The following is a 17,459-nucleotide window of genomic DNA, read 5'->3' on the forward strand; positions in this document are numbered from 1 at the left end:
CCCCTCGCCACAGCCAGCTTCTGCATGGGTTATTCATTTCCAAACCTCAGGAGAGGGCATGCGCGATTACAAGTGGCTGCACGAATACTGTCTGAACCGTTTCGGTTCGGCGGCTGAACTGGAAGCCCATCTGCCCGTTCCCAAGACCCCCGCACAACTGCGCAAAATCCGCGACGACCGCTACCTCTCGACCATGGCCCTGCGGGTTTTTCGCGCCGGGCTCAAGCACAGCCTGGTCGACGCCAAGTGGCCGGCGTTCGAAGAAGTGTTCTTCAAGTTCGATCCGGAAAAAGTCGTGCTGATGAGCGCCGAACACCTTGAGCGCCTGATGCAGGACGCGCGGATCATCCGCCATCTGGGCAAACTGAAAAGCGTGCCGCGCAATGCGCAGTTCATTCTCGATGTGGAAAAGGACAAGGGCAGCTTCGGCGCGCTGATCGCCGACTGGCCGGTGACCGATATCGTCGGTCTGTGGACCTACCTGAAAAAGCACGGTAACCAACTCGGCGGGCTGTCGGCGCCGCGCTTTTTGCGCATGGTCGGCAAGGACACGTTCGTGCCGAGCTACGACGTGGTCGCGGCGCTGAATGCGCAGAAGATCGTCGACAAAGTGCCGACCAGCCAGCGTGATCTGGCGACGGTGCAGAACGCGTTCAACCAGTGGCACGAACAGAGCGGCGGACGGCCGATGAGCCAGATTTCGATGATGCTCGCCTATACCGTCAACCATTGAGTCAATCCGATCGTTCCCATGCTCCGCGTGGGAACGCCGCCCGGGACGCTCTGCGTCCCTGAGACGCAGAGCGTCTCTGGATGCATTCCCACGCAGAGCGTGGGAACGATCGGTGTAGCGACTGATGGCGGTTGGTCAGGCGACGCTGATCTCGCCTTCACCCGCCAATTTGCGATTCAACTGATAGCGCCAGCGCACATACAACAGGGCCGAGCAGAACACCGCCAGGCTCGCGGCCATTTCCAGCAGGCCGAACAGCTGCCGGTTGGGGTCGTACGCCGCCAGGGCGCCTTTGATGAAATACAGGTTCACCACAAAACACATCCATGAATGGCCACGGGCGCTGCCCATGATCATCGCCGGGGCGAGCACCAGCCACGGGATCAGCTCGACCAGCAGAATCACCCACGGCCGCGCGCCATGCAGGTCGGCGAACACCAGGTAATAAACAGCGAGCAAGCCGGCGAGGGCGAAAAAGCTCAGCAGGCTGAGCACGCGCATCGCCTTGACCCGTGGCTCAAGCCACTCTATCGAGGGCAGGACTTTCGGCTTCTTCGCCATCAGCCCACCAGTTTCTGCGCGGTTTTCGCCAGGCGCAGACCGAGTGCGCGACACAGCGCCACTTCGTGCTGATCGAGACCGTTCTTGCCGTCGGCACCGGCGTGATGGCTGGCCCCGTACGGCGTGCCGCCACCTTCGGTTTCGAGCAAGGCCGATTCACTGTAGGGCAGGCCGGTGATCAACATGCCGTGATGCAACAGCGGCAACATCATCGACAACAGCGTGGTTTCCTGACCGCCGTGCAGGCTGGCGGTGGAGGTGAACACGCCGGCCGGTTTGCCGACCAGCGCGCCAGTGAGCCAGAGGTTGCTGGTGCCGTCCAGGAAGTACTTGAGCGGCGCGGCCATGTTGCCGAAACGCGTCGGACTGCCCAAGGCGAGGCCGGCGCAGTTCTTCAGATCATCGAGGCTGGCGTAGAGCGCGCCTTCAGCGGGAATCTCCGCCGTCACCGCTTCGCACTCGGTGGAAATCGCCGGCACCGTACGCAGACGCGCTTCCATTCCGGCCTGCTCGATGCCACGGGCGATCTGCCGGGCCATCTCGTTGGTCGAACCGTTGCGGCTGTAATAGAGAACCAGAATGTACGGCGTGCTCATGGCAACAACTCCAGCACGTTTTCCGGTGGGCGACCGATGACGGCCTTGTCGCCGACTTCCAGAATCGGCCGCTCCATGAGTTTCGGGTGTGCGGCGATGGCGTCGATCAATTGCTGCTCGCTGAGGCTGGCGTCGGCCAGGTTCAGGGTTTTGTATTCCTCTTCACCGCTGCGCAGCAGCTGCCGCGCGCTGATCCCGAGCTTGCCGAGCAGGGCCTTGATCTGCGTGGCGCTGAGCGGCGTTTCCAGGTAGCGCACGACAGTCGGAGTCAAGCCGCGGGTTTCGAGCAGTTCCAGCGCGCCGCGGGATTTCGAGCAGCGCGGATTGTGATAAAGCGTCAGATCGGTCATGGCGGGTCGCTTCTGGCGTAAAGTGGCGGCTATTCTAACTGTGCGGCGCGCAATCCAGAACCGTCAGAGGCGATGGGTCGCAGGCGCTTTCGAATTTTCACAAGGAACACGACATGACACGGCGATTGGCAGCGGCATTGACGATAATCGGGGCGTTGATGCTGGGGGGCTGCGGCAATGACTACGGCATCGATCAGAACGGCCAGAAGGTAGCGTCCGAACGTCTGGACAAACAATGGGTGGTGCTTAACTACTGGGCCGAATGGTGTGGCCCGTGCCGCACGGAAATTCCCGAGCTGAATCATTTGGCTGATGAGCTCAAGAGCAAGAATGTCGGGGTGTTCGGGGTCAACTTCGACAATGTGCAGGGCGCGGAATTGAAAGAGGCGAGTGAAAAGCTCGGCATCAAGTTCACCGTGCTCGCGCAGGATCCGGCCGAGCTGTTCGACCTGCCGCGCAGTGAGGCGCTGCCGGTGACGTTCATCATTGATGACAAGGGCAAGGTGCGTGAGCAGTTGCTCGGTGAGCAGACGGCGGCGGGGGTAATGGCGAAGCTGGAGGCGTTGCAGGCTACGAAGTAAACCGCCAGAAGCCCCTCACCCCAGCCCTCTCCCGGGGGGAGAGGGGGCCGACCGAGGTGTCTTTCGTCGTACATCGACCTGAGACACCGAGTTGAGTATGGTCCCGTCAGACAGGATCCAGTCGATTATGGATTCGGCGAAGAATTACCACGTCGACATAACTCTTCAATATCCCCCAATCAGTCCCCTCTCCCTCTGGGAGAGGGCTAGGGTGAGGGCCTTGGCGATCCAGGGCGGATCAACCCTCTTCCAGCCACCAGCGCAACGGTTTGCCCTGAGCAGGCCAGAAGCGTATCTGCTCGATCGGCGAAATGTCCCAGCGCTCGACTTTTTCCAGCGCCTGCAAGAAGCGTTGTTCCTGCTCCATCAACGCCGGGGCGCAGAGCTTGCGGGTCTTGCCGATCTTGCCGAAGCTCAGCTTGTCGCCGTCCTGCGTGTAAGGCGCGAACCAATGATTGCAGCCGCCGTTGCCGTAGGCGCGGCCGTCATCGCCAAGGGTCACGGTCAGATGGCTGTAATCCATCAGTGGCCGCTCGCCGATCCATTCCAGAATGTAGCTGCGGTTGTGCTGCAGTTGCACCGGCTCTGCGGCGCAACCGACCAGGCCGACACCGATCAGTGCGGTCAGGGCGAGGCGTTTCATCACGCAGGCTCCTGGCATTTCGGGCACAGGTGCTTGTCGCCGACGGCTTTCCAGCCCAGCTCGGCGATGCGCGCGGTGGCGGCGGGTTTTTCGGCGGACTTGCCGAGTTTGGCATCCACGGCGAATTCGAAGCTCAGCTCTTTCGCGCAGCTGTCGCAGTTGACCTGCCAGGTGTGAATGGCCAGTTCGCCGAACACCGGGCCTGTGGTCATCGCGGTCCATTGGCCTGGCGGATTGATCAGGTGGCGCACCGTGTCGACGGTCAGGCGCATGGACAAATCCTTGCTGCCTTTGAGCGTGACCAACAGGGCATCGCCGATACGGATCGAGCCACCGTTGCCGGTCACCTGATAGCGGCCTGGAACCAGGGCGCGGCATTCGGTGAGGGTGTGTTGCGGGTTCATCAGGGTGTAGCGGAAATCGTGTTCGACCATGGGTCCTCCAAATATGCGCGACATGCTAGCACGGGCTCGATTGCAGAATGATGCACGCGTGCGACCTTCGATCCGGTTCAAATGCGCCGACAGTCATGGCAAACTGCCGGCTCCCGAATCTGAAGGAACGGAACATGGCGCTGATCGAATGTTATGAATGCAAGCGGAGCATCAGTTCCGAAGCGCTGGTGTGCATTCACTGCGGCGCGCCGATGGCCGAACATGCCGCCATGCAGGCGCAATCGACGGCGGCACCGGTGCAAGCCTCGACGATTTCCTTCGGCAGCCTGCCACGCAACAACGCAGTGCCCGAGGCGGTTGCGCCGCCAGTGTCCGAGCCTTTACCCAAAGTGATGCCGGCAGCGGCGGGGCGCCGACGTCGTCAGCAGGCTGCGGAACAGGCCCGCCAGGAACAACAACCGCTCAACGCCGATGGCAGTCGCCCGGTGGAAGGCTGGCTGAAAATCATGGTGTTTCTGTTGCCGGCGTTTTTCGTCTGGTTCCTGCTGCGCAACGGCCATTCGAGCAAGCAGCGCCTGCTCGGTTTTGGCTGGCTGGGCTTGCTGATCCTGGCGTCTTCGCTGTCCAAGTAAAACCGTTCAACCCTCGACCTGGTTCTGCGGCGTACCCGCCGCCCAGGTCGCGATGTTGTGCAGGGTGGTCGCGGCAATCGCGCCCAGCGCCTCGCGGGTCAGAAACGCCTGATGCGCGGTGATGATAACGTTGGGAAACGTCAGCAGACGCGCCAACACATCGTCCTGCAACGGCAGGTCGGAGCGATCCTCGAAAAACAGCTGCGCCTCTTCCTCGTAAACATCCAGCCCCAGATAACCGAGTTGGCCGTCCTTCAGCGCGTCGATCAGCGCTGGCGTGTCAACCAGCCCGCCACGCCCGGTGTTGATCAGCATCGCCCCCGCCTGCATGTGCGCCAGTGAATCGCGATTGATCAGGTGCTTGCTCTGCTCGTTGAGCGGGCAATGCAGGCTGATGATCCGCGACTGCGCGAGCAACTCCGGCAGGCTCAGATAACGTGCGCCCAACGCCTGCACCTCGGGATTGGGATACGGATCGTAGGCCAGCAATTCACAGCCGAAGCCGTGCATGATTTTCGCGAAGGTCGCACCAATCTGCCCGGTGCCGACGATGCCGACGGTCTTGCCGACCAGATCGAAACCGGTCAGGCCATGCAGGCTGAAATCGCCTTCGCGGGTGCGGTTGTAGGCGCGATGCAAACGACGATTGAGGGCGAGGATCAGCGCCACCGCATGTTCGGCCACGGCGTGCGGCGAGTAGGCGGGCACACGAACCACGGCCAGGCCGAGGCGTTTCGCCGCCGGCAGGTCGACATGGTTGTAACCCGCCGAACGCAGGGCAATCAGCCGCGTGCCACCGGCAGCGAGGCGCTCGAGCACCGGGGTGCTGAGGTCGTCATTGATGAACGCGCAGACCACTTCGTGTTGCTCGGCCAGCGCCGCCGTATCGAGGCTGAGCCGCGCCGCTTGAAAATGCAGTTCAAGCCCGGCCGGGCAGTCGGCGGCGAGGAAGCTGTCGCGGTCGTAGGTCTGGCTGCTGAAAATGATCGTGCGCATGAATCCTCCTGGAACATCGACGCGGGCCGCAATGGCCCGCGACAACTGTAGCGCTTTGCGCGCGCCGTGCCTTGCCGTGGATCAGGCGCTGATGCGCGCCTGCGCCGCGAGTCGATTGATCGAGCGCTCCAGTTCATCCAGTGCGGCGGCGGCTTTCGGATCGTCCTGCTTGAGCAGGGTTTCGCTGCGCTGGCAGGCGGCGCGCAGTTGCGGCACGCCGCAATAACGGGTCGCGCCGTGCAAGCGGTGCACGCGTTCGAGCAGGGCATTCTGGTCGTGGCTGTCACGCGCGGCGCGTATCGCTTCGCGGTCGGCTTCCAGCGAGGCCAGCAGCATAGCGAGCATGTCCGCCGCCAGATCCGCCTTGCCCGCCGCCAGACGCAAGCCTTCTTCGTGATCGAGCACCGGCAGTTCCTGCTGACTCGCCGCGCTGTCGCCGTTGCGCTCAGGTGCCTGATTGCGCAGGGCCAGCCCGGTCCATTTCAACACCACCTGCGCCAGTTGCCGCTCGCTGATCGGTTTGGTCAGGTAGTCGTCCATGCCGCTTTGCAGCAGCGCGCGTTTTTCGTTGGCCATGGCGTGGGCGGTGAGGGCGACGATCGGCAGCGGCGTGCAATGCCGCTCGCTTTCCCACTGGCGAATGGTTTCAGTGGTCTGGCGGCCATCCATGCCTGGCATCTGCACGTCCATCAACACCAGATCGAAAGATTCGCTCTGCACCGCTTTGACGGCCGCGTAACCGCTTTCGACCGCGAGCACGCGGGCGCCCATGTCTTCGAGCAGGGTCTGCACCAGCAACAGATTCGCCGGGTTGTCGTCGACACACAGCACGCGCGGCGCACGGCTGGATAGCGGCTCGCCCGGTTCGCTGCGGGTCTGGCGCGGATTGACCAGATCGGACAAGGCCCGGCGCAATTTGCGCGTACACGCCGGTTTGGCTTGGAGCTGGCTGTGCGGGTTGGGCACCGACAGATGAAACAGCGTCTGTTCGGTGGTCGGGCACAGCACCAGCACTTTGCAGCCCAGATGTTCAAGGTCCCAGATGTGCTGGTTCAAGCGTTCCGGGAGCATGTCGTTGCTGGTGATGCCGATCACTGCCAGATCGATCGCCTGATCGGTCTGATGCGCGCCGGTGACGCCATTGCTCAGGCTCTCCAGAGTATTGAACGGCGTAACTTGCAGTCCGCAGTCTTCCAGTTGATGTTGCAAGGCCTGACGCGCCAGTTCGTGATTTTCCAGCACCGCCACGCGGCGCCCGAGCAGCGGCGCGGCGGGCAGGTCTTCGGCATCGTCGCGGGTTTTGGGCAGGCTCAGGCTGATCCAGAATTCCGAACCTTCGCCCGGCGTGCTGTCGACGCCGATCTCGCCGCCCATCTGCTCGATCAGGCGCTTGGAAATCACCAGCCCCAGCCCGGTGCCGCCGGGTTGGCGCGACAGCGAATTGTCGGCCTGACTGAAAGCCTGGAACAGCGCGCGGACATCCTGACTCGACAGACCGATGCCGGTGTCCTGAATGCTGATGCGCAGTTGCACGCTGTCTTCGTGTTCGTCTTCGAGCATCGCCCGGGCGACGATGGTGCCTTCACGGGTGAACTTGATCGCGTTGCTGACCAGGTTGGTGAGGATCTGCTTCAGGCGCAGCGGATCGCCGACCAGCGACAGCGGTGTATCGCGATAGACCAGGCTGACCAGCTCAAGCTGCTTGGCGTGCGCCGCCGGGGCGAGGATGGTCAGGGTGTCCTGCAACAGGTCGCGCAGGTTGAACGGAATGTGATCGAGTACCAGTTTGCCGGCCTCGATTTTCGAGAAGTCGAGAATCTCGTTGATGATTCCCAACAGGCTGTCGGCAGACTTTTCGATGGTGCCCAGATAGTCGAGCTGGCGCGGGGTCAGTTCGCTTTTCTGCAACAGGTGGGTAAAGCCGAGAATGCCGTTGAGCGGCGTGCGGATCTCGTGGCTCATGTTGGCGAGGAATTCGGATTTGATCCGGCTGGCTTCCAGCGCTTCTTTGCGCGCCAGGTCCAGCTCGATGTTCTGGATCTCGATGGTTTCCAGGTTCTGCCGCACGTCCTCGGTGGCCTGATCGACGCTGTGCTGCAATTCTTCACGAGCGTTCTGCAGGGTGCCGGCCATGCGGTTGATGCCCGAGGCCAGTTCGTCCAGCTCCTGACTGCCGAGCGGCGGCAAGCGGGTTTCCAGATGACCGTCCTTGAGCTGCGCGACAGCCTGTTTGATCTGGCTCAGCGGACGATTGATGGTGCGGCCCATGCGCAACGCGAGGAGGGCGGCGCCGGCAAGTCCGGCGGCGATCAGCAGCAGGCTGGCGAACAGGCTGCGATAGCCGCGCAGCAACATGCCGTTGTGCGACAGCTCCAGCTCGACCCAGCCGAGCAGGCGTTCGGATTCTTCGGGAATGATTTCGCCGGCGAGGTTGCGATGCTTGCCGAACACCGGCATCAGGTAGCGCGTCGCGTCATTGCCGCTGCGTCGTTGCAGCAGCGCGCTGTCGCCGCTTGGCGCTTGATTGAGCATGGTCGGGCCGGCGTGGGCCAGTGGCGAGCGATCCGCCGCGAGGAAAGTCACCGCGCGCACGTCGGGTTGTTCAAGGGACTGGGTGGCGATGCGTTCAAGCAGATCGGCGTCGCCGTGGCCCATCGCTGGCGCCACCAGTGGCGCCAGTTGCTCGGCGATCATTTCGCCGCGCTGCATCAATTGGCTGTGCAGGTCGGTCTGCTGCGTCCAGGTGAAATAGCCACCCAGCACCAGCGCCATCAGGCTGGTCGGCAACAAGGTCAGCAACAGCACGCGACCTTTGATTCCCAGTTTCTTGAGCACGCCTATCTCCCGCATCCCGCTGATCTGTTGACACATGCGTGCATCCGGCACGCGACATGGGCGCAGTGTAGCGATTTGCAGGCGGGCAATCTTGCGGAAAATGCAGCGCCGCCGACGCACTCGTTCGTCCGACAGGCCAAGCTTGTGTTGCCCGCTGTCGGACAATCTTGAATAATCCGCCAACTGAGAATTACTTGCAGATACTCATGACTCCTGTTTCCGTTGGCCAGCCACGCATCCTTTCCATTGAAGACGACCCCGTCCTCGGCGCGTATGTGCACGAGCATCTGGGCCGCAGCGGTTTTCAGGTGACCTGGTGCCAGAACGGCCAGGAAGGTCTGAACATCGCCCAGCGCCAGCCTTTCGACGTGGTGCTGATGGATATTCTGCTGCCGGGGCTCGATGGTCTGCAGTTGTTGACGCAATTGCGGCAGAGCCATTCGACGCCGGTGTTGCTGATGTCGGCGCTGGGTGCCGAGGCCGATCGCATCAGCGGTTTCCGCCTCGGTGCCGATGACTATCTGCCCAAGCCGTTCAGCATGGCCGAGTTGCATGTGCGCATCGAAGCGATCCTGCGCCGCGTGGCCTTGGATCGGCGCCCGCCTGCGGTTACCGCTGCGGTGGTCAGCGGCGCCCTGCGTTTCGATGACGAACAGTGCGATGTGTTTTTCCGCGAGCAAGCGGCCGGGCTGACCCGCAGCGAATTCCGTCTGCTGGAAACCCTGCACCGCAACAACGAGGAAGTGCTGAGCAAGGCCTTCCTTTATCAGCACGTCCTGCAACGCGGCTTTGCGGCGCACGACCGCAGCCTCGACATGCACATCAGCCAGATCCGTCGCAAACTCAAAGCCATCGGTTACACCGAGCGCGAAGTGCGCACGGTGTGGGGCAAGGGCTACGTCTTGAGCGGCGCCGATGAAACTGTCTGAACTGCCGGGGCGGCATTCGCTGTTCTGGAAACTGGCGTGCCTGCTGGTGGCGTTCTGTCTGCTGATGATCTGGCTGAGCTGGTCGTGGGGCCGCTACATGGAGGAGCGCAATCAGTTTCTCTCCAGTGACGCGCGCAGCACCCTCAGCCGTTATGCCGCGCAAGCCGAACAGGCGTGGCAGCGCGGCGGGCGCAATGGCGTCGATGACTGGTTGCAGAGCATGGAATTGCGCGAGGCCAGTTGGGTCGGCGTGATCGGCGCTGATTTGCAGTCGCTGAGCAGCCAGCCGTTGAACGCGGCAGAGGTGCAGCACCTGACCTTTTTGCGCGGCCTCGACTGGCCGATCCACAAGAAGGGCCGACCTTGGCTGCGGGTGCCGTTCCCTCAGGATCCGGCCGCCGGCATCCTCGTCATCGAGCTGCCCGAGCGCTTTGTTCCGGGCAAGTACCGGGTGTTCTGGCGGGTGATCACCAACGGCGTGATTCCCGGGCTGTTCACCCTGTTGCTCTGTGTCGGCCTGTATCGCCTGCTGGTGGTGCCGCTGAACAACCTGCGCGAACAGGCCAACGCCTGGCGCGCTGATCAGTTGAGCGTGCGCCTGTCGAGCGGCATCACCCAGCGCCCGGATGAACTCGGTGAGCTGGCGCGGGCCTTCGATTCCATGTCCGAGCGCTTGCAAAGCACGGTCGCCTTGCAGCAGCAGTTATTGCGCGACTTGTCCCACGAACTGCGCACGCCGCTGAGCCGTCTGCGTGTGGCCAGCGAAAGCGAACAGGGCTTGCCGCAATTGCGCGAGCGCATCGGCCGCGAAGTCGACGGCATGCAGCGGCTGGTCGAAGACACCCTGCAACTGGCCTGGCTCGACACCGACCGCTCGCCGTTGCCGGATGAAGCGATCCAGATTCAGGCACTGTGGGAAATGCTCACCGACAACGCCTGTTATGAAAGCGGCTGGCCGAGCCTGCAATTGCAATGCTCGGTCGAGGCATCGTGCTGGGTGCGCGGCAACCTCAATACCTTGGCGCAGGCGCTGGAAAACATCCTGCGCAACGCCATTCGTCACTCGCCCGAGGGCGGGATTGTGCGTCTCGATGCACGGCGCGATGGCGAGTATTGGCATTTGTGGCTGGAGGATCAGGGCGGCGGCGTGGCTGACGAAGATCTGCAGCGGATCTTTTCGCCGTTCATTCGATTGGACGGATCGAGACCCGGGGATGGTGGCTTTGGTTTGGGTTTGAGCATTGCGCGTAATGCGGTGCAGCGCCAGGGCGGGTTGCTCTGGGCGGAAAACACCGGGGCGGGGCTGCGGTTGAATTTGCGCTTGCTGGCGGATGATGGTGTTGCGCCGACTGACGCTATCGCTGGCAAGCCAGCTCCCACAGGGAGTTTCTGCCAAACACAAATCGTGTGAGACTCGGTCTCTGTGGGAGCTGGCTTGCCAGCGATGAGGCCATCCGCATCGCTGCAGATGAAGTCTGGCGAACTTAAATGTCTCACCACTGGTGAGACTTTTGTGCCTTATTCCCATAAACCATAAGCACCGCACTTTGCGTGATATGGCCTGCGCGGGTTTGCCGGTATGATAGGCGCCCCCGCACGTCTGGATTGCGAATACGCCATGACCTTGCAGTACCCAACTATCGCCGATTGCGTCGGCAACACGCCGCTGGTGCGTTTGCAGCGCTTGCCCGGCGCCACCAGCAACACCCTTTTGCTCAAGCTCGAAGGGAACAACCCGGCGGGTTCGGTCAAGGACCGCCCGGCGTTGTCGATGATCACTCGCGCCGAGTTGCGCGGGCAGATCAATCCCGGCGATACGCTGATCGAGGCGACCTCCGGCAACACCGGCATCGCGCTGGCGATGGCCGCTGCGATCAAGGGTTACAAGATGATCCTGATCATGCCGGACAACTCCAGCGCCGAGCGTAAAGCGGCGATGACCGCGTATGGCGCCGAGCTGATTCTGGTAACTCAGGAAGAGGGCATGGAAGGCGCCCGCGATCTGGCCCAGCGTATGGAAGCCGAAGGCCGTGGCAAGGTGCTCGACCAGTTCGCCAATGGCGACAACCCGGAAGCGCACTACACCACCACCGGCCCGGAAATCTGGCGTCAGACCCAGGGCAGCATCACCCATTTCGTCAGTTCGATGGGCACCACCGGCACCATCATGGGCGTGTCGCGCTACCTCAAAGAGCAGAGCGACAGCGTACAGATCGTCGGCCTGCAACCGATGGAAGGCTCGGCCATTCCCGGCATCCGCCGCTGGCCGCAGGAATACCTGCCGAAGATTTACCAGGCCGACCGCGTCGACCGTATCGTCGACATGGCGCAAAGCGAAGCCGAAGACGTTACCCGGCGTCTGGCCCGCGAAGAAGGCATCTTCTGCGGCGTGTCCTCCGGCGGTGCGGTGGCAGCGATGCTGCGCTTGTCCAAAGAAGTTGAAAACGCGGTGATCGTCGCGATCATCTGCGACCGTGGCGACCGTTACCTGTCGACCGGCATTTTCGACGCGTCGAACTGATGGCCAAACACGAGAGAGGCCTGCGCTTCCAGCCCACCGGCGGCAGCAAGGCGCCACAGATCCCGACCGGCAAAAAGCAGCGCTTGAACATCGAGCGCCTGGCCAATGACGGTCGCGGTATCGCGTTTTTCGAAGGCAAAACCTGGTTCGTCCTCGGCGCCCTTGCCGGTGAAGAGGTCGAAGCGCGGGTGCTCGGCGCCCACGGCAAAGTGGTCGAGGCGCGCACCGAACGCGTGTTCAAGGCCAGCGAGTTGCGGCGCCCGGCAGCATGCCCACACTTCGGCCGCTGTGGCGGTTGCAGCGTTCAGCACTTGCCCCACGACGAACAGCTCGCCCTGAAACAGCGCATGCTTGCCGAGCAATTGTCGCGGGTGGCCGGTGTCGAACCTGAAGAATGGGCGGCGCCGCTGACCGGCCCGGAATTCGGTTACCGTCGGCGCGCGCGCATCGCCGTGCGCTGGGACATGAAGGCAAAAAAACTCGAAGTGGGTTTCCGCGCTGCCGGCAGTCAGGACATCGTCGCGATCAGCGAATGCCCGGTGCTGGTACAGCCCTTGCAGCCGATCATGACCCGCTTGCCGGAGATGCTCCGTCGTTTGAGCAAACCGCAGGCGCTAGGCCATGTCGAGTTGTTCAGTGGCTCATCTCTGGCGGTATTGCTGCGGCACATGGCGCCGTTGTCCGAAGCGGATCTGACCATTCTCAAGGATTTCTGCCAGTTCCATGAAGCGCAGTTGTGGCTGCATGGCGAAGGTGAACCGCAACCGGTCGAAGCCGGTCAGAGCCTCGGCTATCGCCTGGAACAGTGGGATCTCGAGCTGGCGTACCGGCCGGGTGACTTCGTTCAGGTCAACGCCGGGGTCAACGAAGCGATGATCGCTCAGGCGCTGGAGTGGCTGCAGCCGAAGGCTGACGAGCGCGTGCTCGACCTGTTTTGCGGTCTGGGCAATTTTGCTCTGCCGCTGGCTAAAAGCGTGCGTGAAGTGGTGGCGGTGGAGGGCGTGCAGACCATGGTCGAGCGCGCCGCTGCCAACGCCGTCAGTAACAATTTGCATAACACAAAGTTTTTTCAAGCCGATTTATCCCAGCCTTTGACCGATGCCCAGTGGATCGGAAACGGCTTTTCTGCGGTACTCTTGGACCCACCGCGTGATGGTGCTTTCGAGGTGGTGCGCAAGCTCGCGACCCTGGGTGCCAAGCGGTTGGTATATGTGTCGTGCAACCCGGCCACGCTGGCGCGCGACACGCAGGAATTGATCAAGCAGGGCTACCGGTTAAAACGTGCCGGGATTCTCGATATGTTTCCTCAGACGGCACATGTCGAGGCCATGGCGTTATTTGAAGCGAGCCAGGACGGCTCGTCTGAATCCGTCTGATCTGTCCGCGCAGCGCTCGCCTGAGCCCCGCGAGCGCGAACGGACACTGAGGATCAGCGATTTGACGCATTGAATCTGCGTCGTAGGGAAGGTAAAGCAGCATGGTACAGGTGAGAGCACACCAGCCGATCAACACCGACGGCAGTATCAATCTCGAGGCCTGGCTCGATCACGCGGTCAGTGTCGATCTGGCACTGGATCGCGAGGCCTTGAAAGAAGCCTGCGAGTTCGCTCGCGAGGCCGAACAGCAGTCCAATGCGAAGAAGAATCTGTGGGCCGAAGGCTCCGGCAGTTTCAGCACTGGCCTTGAGATCGCCGAGATCCTCGCCGACCTCAAGCTCGACCAGGATTCGCTGGTCGCCGCCGTGTTGTATCGCGGCGTGCGCGAAGGCCAGATCGAGCTGGCGGCCATCGGCCAGCGCTTCGGTCCGGTGGTGGCCAAGCTGATCGACGGCGTGCAGCGCATGGCGGCCATCAGCGCCAGCCTCAGCCCACGGCAATCGATGGTCATGGGCACCCAAGGGCAGGTCGAGAACCTGCGCAAGATGCTCGTGGCGATGGTCGATGACGTGCGCGTTGCGCTGATCAAACTGGCCGAACGCACCTGCGCCATCCGTGCGGTGAAAACCGCCGACGATGAAAAGCGCAACCGCGTCGCTCGCGAAGTCTTCGACATCTATGCGCCGCTGGCCCATCGCCTCGGCATCGGTCATATCAAATGGGAACTGGAGGACTTGTCCTTCCGTTATCTGGAACCCGATCAATACAAGCAGATCGCCAAGTTGCTCCACGAGCGGCGGCTGGATCGCGAACGCTTCATCAGCGACGTGATGACCCAGCTCAAGGACGAACTGCAGGCCACCGGCGTCGACGCCGACATCAGCGGCCGGGCGAAACACATCTACTCGATCTGGCGCAAAATGCAGCGCAAGGGGCTGGAATTCAGCCAGATCTACGACGTTCGCGCGGTGCGCGTGCTGGTGCCGGAAATGCGCGACTGCTACACCGCGCTCGGCATCGTCCACACTCTGTGGCGGCACATCCCGAAAGAATTCGACGACTACATCGCCAACCCGAAAGAGAACGGCTACCGCTCGCTGCATACGGCGGTGATCGGCCCGGAAGGCAAGGTCCTCGAGGTGCAGATCCGCACCCACTCCATGCACGAAGAAGCCGAACTCGGCGTCTGCGCGCACTGGCGCTACAAGGGCACCGACGTCAAATCCGGCTCGAACCATTACGAAGAGAAGATTTCCTGGCTGCGTCAGGTCCTCGAATGGCATGAAGAGCTGGGTGATATCGGCGGTCTGGCCGAACAGTTGCGCGTCGATATCGAGCCTGATCGGGTTTACATCTTCACTCCCGACGGTCACGCCATCGACTTGCCGAAAGGCGCGACGCCGCTGGATTTCGCCTATCGGGTACACACCGAAATCGGCCACAACTGCCGGGGCGCGAAGATCAACGGCCGCATCGTGCCGTTGAACTACAGCCTGCAGACCGGCGAGCAGGTCGAGATCATCACCAGCAAGCACGGCACGCCGAGCCGCGACTGGCTGAACCCGAACCTCGGTTACGTCACCACCTCGCGGGCGCGGGCGAAGATCGTTCACTGGTTCAAGTTGCAGGCTCGCGATCAGAACGTTGCGGCCGGTAAAACCCTGATCGAGCGCGAACTCAATCGCCTCGGCCTGCCGGCGGTGGATTTCGACAAGCTGGCTGAAAAGGCCAACATGAAAACCGCCGAAGACATGTTCGCCGCCCTCGGTGCCGGCGATCTGCGTCAGGCGCATCTGGTCAACCTTGCGCAGCAATTGGTCGAACCGGAGCGCGGCAACGAACAGTTGGAGCTGATCCCGCGCAAGGCCACCGGTTACAAACCGGGCAAGCGCGGCGATATCCAGATCCAGGGCGTCGGCAACCTGATGACGCAGATGGCCGGCTGCTGCCAGCCACTGCCGGGCGATGCGATTGTCGGTTACATCACTCAGGGCCGTGGCGTGAGCATTCACCGCCAGGACTGCGCCTCGGTGCTGCAACTGGGCGGGCGCGAGCCGGAGCGGATCATCCAGGTCAGCTGGGGCCCGGTGCCGGTGCTCACCTATCCGGTGGACATCATCATCCGCGCCTACGACCGTTCCGGGCTGCTGCGTGACGTCTCGCAGGTGCTGCTCAACGAGCGCATCAACGTGCTGGCGGTCAACACCCGCTCGAACAAGGAAGACAACACCGCGCTGATGTCGCTGACCATCGAGATCCCCGGTCTGGATGCGCTGGGGCGGTTGCTGGGGCGGATTTCGCAATTGCCGAACATCATCGAAACGCGACGTAACCGTACCCCGTGAAGATGACTCTGATCCCATGTGGGAGCTGGCTTGCCAGCGATGCAGACAACTCGGTCTCTCAGGAGAGTCGAGGTGATGCAATCGCTGGCAAGCCAGCTCCCACAGGATTTTGTGGTGAGCCTGATAAATGATGTATTCACTCGAAGACCTGCTCCACCTGATGTCCCGCCTGCGCGATCCGCAGTTCGGTTGTCCGTGGGACATCAAGCAAACCTACGCGACCATCGTCCCGCACACCCTCGAAGAAGCCTATGAAGTGGCCGATGCCATCGAACGTGGTGATCTCGACCATTTGCAGGGCGAGTTGGGCGATCTGTTGTTTCAGGTGGTGTATTACAGCCAGTTGGCCAAGGAAGAGGGGCGGTTCGAATTTGCCGGGGTGATCGACAGCATCACGCGCAAACTGATCCGCCGTCATCCGCATGTGTTCCCGACGGGCGATCTGTACGCGCCGCTCGACGTGCCGCGCTTGAGCGAAGAGCAGGTCAAGCAGCGCTGGGAAGAGATCAAGGCCGAAGAGCGCGCCGAGAAAGCCTCGGCGCCCGAGCAGTTGTCCTTGCTCGACGACGTGCCGGCCACGTTGCCGGCACTGTCGCGCTCAGCCAAGTTGCAAAAACGCGCCGGGCAGGTCGGTTTCGACTGGCCGGACGCTTTGCCGGTGCTCGACAAGGTGCGCGAAGAGCTCGATGAAGTGCTCGAAGCCATGTCGGAAAATGATCCTGTGGCGGTGGCCGACGAGATCGGCGATTTGCTGTTTTCCGTGGTCAATCTGGCCCGGCATCTGAAGGTCGATCCGGAAACCGCCCTGCGCGGCGCCAATGGCAAGTTTGAAAGACGTTTCCGTTTTATCGAACAGGCATTGCGCGACACCCACCGTCCCATGGAAGATTGCACCCTCGAAGAGTTGGACGCCCTGTGGGGCGAAGCCAAACGCCAGGAAAAGAATGAGCCCAGCTGCGGCTGAGCCGTTGCCCAAGTGAGTAAGCATTGATGAGCCTTTCCCTTCGCGACCAGTTGCTCAAAGCAGGCCTGGTCAACCAAAAGCAGGCCAAGCAGGTCAGCAAAGACAAGCAGAAGCAACAGCGCCTGGCCCACAAAGGCCAGGCCGAGCTGGACGATTCGCAGCAGCGCGCCGCCCAGGAAGCCATGGCCGAGAAGGTCAAGCGCGACCAGGAACTGAACCGTCAGCAGCAGGAAAAAGCCGAGGCCAAGGCCCGTGCCGCGCAGGTCAAGCAGTTGATCGAAGTCTCGCGTCTGCCCAAGCTGACCACCGAGGACTACTACAACTTCGTCGATGACAAGAAGGTCAAGCGCATCTCGGTCAACACGCTGATGCGCAACAAGCTCAGCAGCGGTTCGCTGGCGATCGTGCACCACAACGGCGGCTATGAAGTGATTCCCCGTGAAGCGGCGCTGAAGATCCAGGAGCGCGACCCGCAGCGCATCGTCCAGCTCAACGTGCAGACCGAAGAGGTCAACGCCGAGGACGATCCGTACGCGGCGTACCAGATCCCTGACGATCTGATGTGGTAAATCCAAGGCTGTAACAACGACGAACCCCGCTCATGGCGGGGTTTGTCGTTTTCAAATGCTGTGTTGTTTCAGGCGGACTTCAGTTCTCTTTGTTGCTCCTGCACTTCCAGTTCAGCCTTGTAGTTATGCGCATCGATCTCGTTGTGGAACATGCCGACCAGCAAGTCTTGTTGATGCACATCCCAGATACGGATGCCGGCGGCCAGGCCTTCGTGGGACATGTGTGAATCGTCGCGTTCAGTTACTTTTACAGTCATCTGCTAGCTCCAGATCTCAAGTTACTGCACCAAGGCGTGTGCAGGACTCTGTTATAGGATTTGTTAGTCAGCTAAGTAAACCGCCAATTGGCGCAAGGTGTTGTTGCGGATTTCGCAACAAAGCTGGAGGCCGCGTAAACCGCGACATTCGGTCGCAGGGTAGTAAGTTTCATGAC

The 17,459-nt window shown here is 61.9% G+C and carries 18 protein-coding genes; 10 read left to right on the plus strand and 8 right to left on the minus strand.

From position 1 onward, the window contains the following. Positions 1-58: 58 nt before the first annotated feature. Positions 59-733 carry a DNA-3-methyladenine glycosylase I gene (locus F8N49_RS14550; protein WP_151551811.1) on the plus strand — a complete coding sequence of 225 codons (675 nt, stop codon included), beginning with the start codon at positions 59-61 and terminating at the stop codon, positions 731-733. Positions 734-868: 135 nt separating this feature from the next. Here the strand turns inward: F8N49_RS14550 and F8N49_RS14555 are convergent, their stop codons facing one another. The 3 genes from F8N49_RS14555 to arsC are packed head-to-tail and all read right to left on the minus strand — an operon-like array spanning position 869 to position 2,240. Then, on the minus strand, positions 869-1,294 hold the full coding sequence (locus F8N49_RS14555; protein WP_076563849.1) for a DUF2069 domain-containing protein: 426 nt from the start codon (positions 1,292-1,294) through the stop codon (positions 869-871). Continuing rightward, positions 1,294-1,890, minus strand: a complete 597-nt coding sequence (wrbA, locus tag F8N49_RS14560) for an NAD(P)H:quinone oxidoreductase (RefSeq protein WP_151551812.1) — start codon at positions 1,888-1,890, stop codon at positions 1,294-1,296. The genes F8N49_RS14555 and wrbA overlap by 1 nt, the downstream gene beginning before the upstream one ends. Then, positions 1,887-2,240: an arsenate reductase (glutaredoxin) gene (gene arsC / locus F8N49_RS14565; RefSeq protein WP_151551813.1), complete on the minus strand. Its 354-nt coding sequence runs from the start codon at positions 2,238-2,240 to the stop codon at positions 1,887-1,889. The genes wrbA and arsC overlap by 4 nt, the downstream gene beginning before the upstream one ends. Positions 2,241-2,353: 113 nt before the next feature. Here arsC and F8N49_RS14570 point away from each other — a divergent pair, with 113 nt between their 5' ends. Then, positions 2,354-2,821: a TlpA disulfide reductase family protein gene (locus tag F8N49_RS14570; RefSeq protein WP_056788124.1), complete on the plus strand. Its 468-nt coding sequence runs from the start codon at positions 2,354-2,356 to the stop codon at positions 2,819-2,821. A 238-nt stretch (positions 2,822-3,059) separates the two neighbouring features. Here F8N49_RS14570 and F8N49_RS14575 read toward each other — a convergent pair whose 3' ends face one another. Together F8N49_RS14575 and F8N49_RS14580 are read right to left on the minus strand one after the other, a co-directional pair. Further along, entirely contained in the window at positions 3,060-3,464 is a 405-nt protein-coding gene (locus tag F8N49_RS14575; protein WP_016773637.1) for an META domain-containing protein, read from the minus strand. Continuing rightward, positions 3,464-3,898, minus strand: a complete 435-nt coding sequence (locus tag F8N49_RS14580; RefSeq protein WP_016773638.1) for a hypothetical protein — start codon at positions 3,896-3,898, stop codon at positions 3,464-3,466. Before F8N49_RS14580 ends, F8N49_RS14575 begins: the two co-directional genes overlap by 1 nt. A 134-nt stretch (positions 3,899-4,032) precedes the next feature. Between F8N49_RS14580 and F8N49_RS14585 the strand changes: the two genes are divergently transcribed. Continuing rightward, a complete protein-coding gene (locus F8N49_RS14585; RefSeq protein ID WP_122611647.1) occupies positions 4,033-4,491 on the plus strand; it encodes a hypothetical protein in 459 nt (152 codons plus the stop codon). Between the two features lie 6 nt (positions 4,492-4,497). Here F8N49_RS14585 and F8N49_RS14590 read toward each other — a convergent pair whose 3' ends face one another. Beyond that, the gene (locus F8N49_RS14590) at positions 4,498-5,487 is read right to left on the minus strand and encodes a 2-hydroxyacid dehydrogenase (RefSeq protein WP_151551814.1); all 990 of its coding nucleotides are present in this window, start codon (positions 5,485-5,487) and stop codon (positions 4,498-4,500) included. Positions 5,488-5,568: 81 nt separating this feature from the next. Further along, positions 5,569-8,322 (minus strand): response regulator, encoded by a 2,754-nt coding sequence (locus F8N49_RS14595; RefSeq protein ID WP_122752293.1) that lies wholly within the window; start codon positions 8,320-8,322, stop codon positions 5,569-5,571. Positions 8,323-8,528: 206 nt separating this feature from the next. Here F8N49_RS14595 and F8N49_RS14600 point away from each other — a divergent pair, with 206 nt between their 5' ends. The 7 genes from F8N49_RS14600 to F8N49_RS14635 all read left to right on the plus strand — a co-directional run bounded on the left by F8N49_RS14600 (position 8,529) and on the right by F8N49_RS14635 (position 17,026). Further along, entirely contained in the window at positions 8,529-9,251 is a 723-nt protein-coding gene (locus F8N49_RS14600) for a response regulator transcription factor (protein ID WP_076563844.1), read from the plus strand. Beyond that, positions 9,238-10,662 carry a sensor histidine kinase gene (locus F8N49_RS14605; RefSeq protein ID WP_071173255.1) on the plus strand — a complete coding sequence of 475 codons (1,425 nt, stop codon included), beginning with the start codon at positions 9,238-9,240 and terminating at the stop codon, positions 10,660-10,662. Before F8N49_RS14600 ends, F8N49_RS14605 begins: the two co-directional genes overlap by 14 nt. A 207-nt stretch (positions 10,663-10,869) precedes the next feature. After that, a complete protein-coding gene (gene cysM, locus F8N49_RS14610) occupies positions 10,870-11,772 on the plus strand; it encodes a cysteine synthase CysM (RefSeq protein WP_178116991.1) in 903 nt (300 codons plus the stop codon). After that, entirely contained in the window at positions 11,772-13,148 is a 1,377-nt protein-coding gene (gene rlmD / locus F8N49_RS14615) for a 23S rRNA (uracil(1939)-C(5))-methyltransferase RlmD (RefSeq protein ID WP_071173254.1), read from the plus strand. Before cysM ends, rlmD begins: the two co-directional genes overlap by 1 nt. 101 nt (positions 13,149-13,249) lie before the next feature. Next, entirely contained in the window at positions 13,250-15,493 is a 2,244-nt protein-coding gene (relA, locus tag F8N49_RS14620) for a GTP diphosphokinase (RefSeq protein ID WP_041479585.1), read from the plus strand. Positions 15,494-15,623: 130 nt separating this feature from the next. Then, positions 15,624-16,457: a nucleoside triphosphate pyrophosphohydrolase gene (mazG, locus tag F8N49_RS14630; RefSeq protein ID WP_024013963.1), complete on the plus strand. Its 834-nt coding sequence runs from the start codon at positions 15,624-15,626 to the stop codon at positions 16,455-16,457. A gap of 26 nt (positions 16,458-16,483) precedes the next feature. Beyond that, on the plus strand, positions 16,484-17,026 hold the full coding sequence (locus F8N49_RS14635; RefSeq protein WP_016773645.1) for a DUF2058 domain-containing protein: 543 nt from the start codon (positions 16,484-16,486) through the stop codon (positions 17,024-17,026). Positions 17,027-17,094: 68 nt separating this feature from the next. Here the strand turns inward: F8N49_RS14635 and F8N49_RS14640 are convergent, their stop codons facing one another. After that, entirely contained in the window at positions 17,095-17,283 is a 189-nt protein-coding gene (locus F8N49_RS14640; protein WP_016773646.1) for a hypothetical protein, read from the minus strand. Positions 17,284-17,459 lie beyond the last annotated feature (176 nt).

It is taken from the genome of Pseudomonas sp. GXM4, from assembly GCF_008923895.1.
GTDB classification, from domain to species: domain Bacteria; phylum Pseudomonadota; class Gammaproteobacteria; order Pseudomonadales; family Pseudomonadaceae; genus Aquipseudomonas; species Aquipseudomonas atacamensis.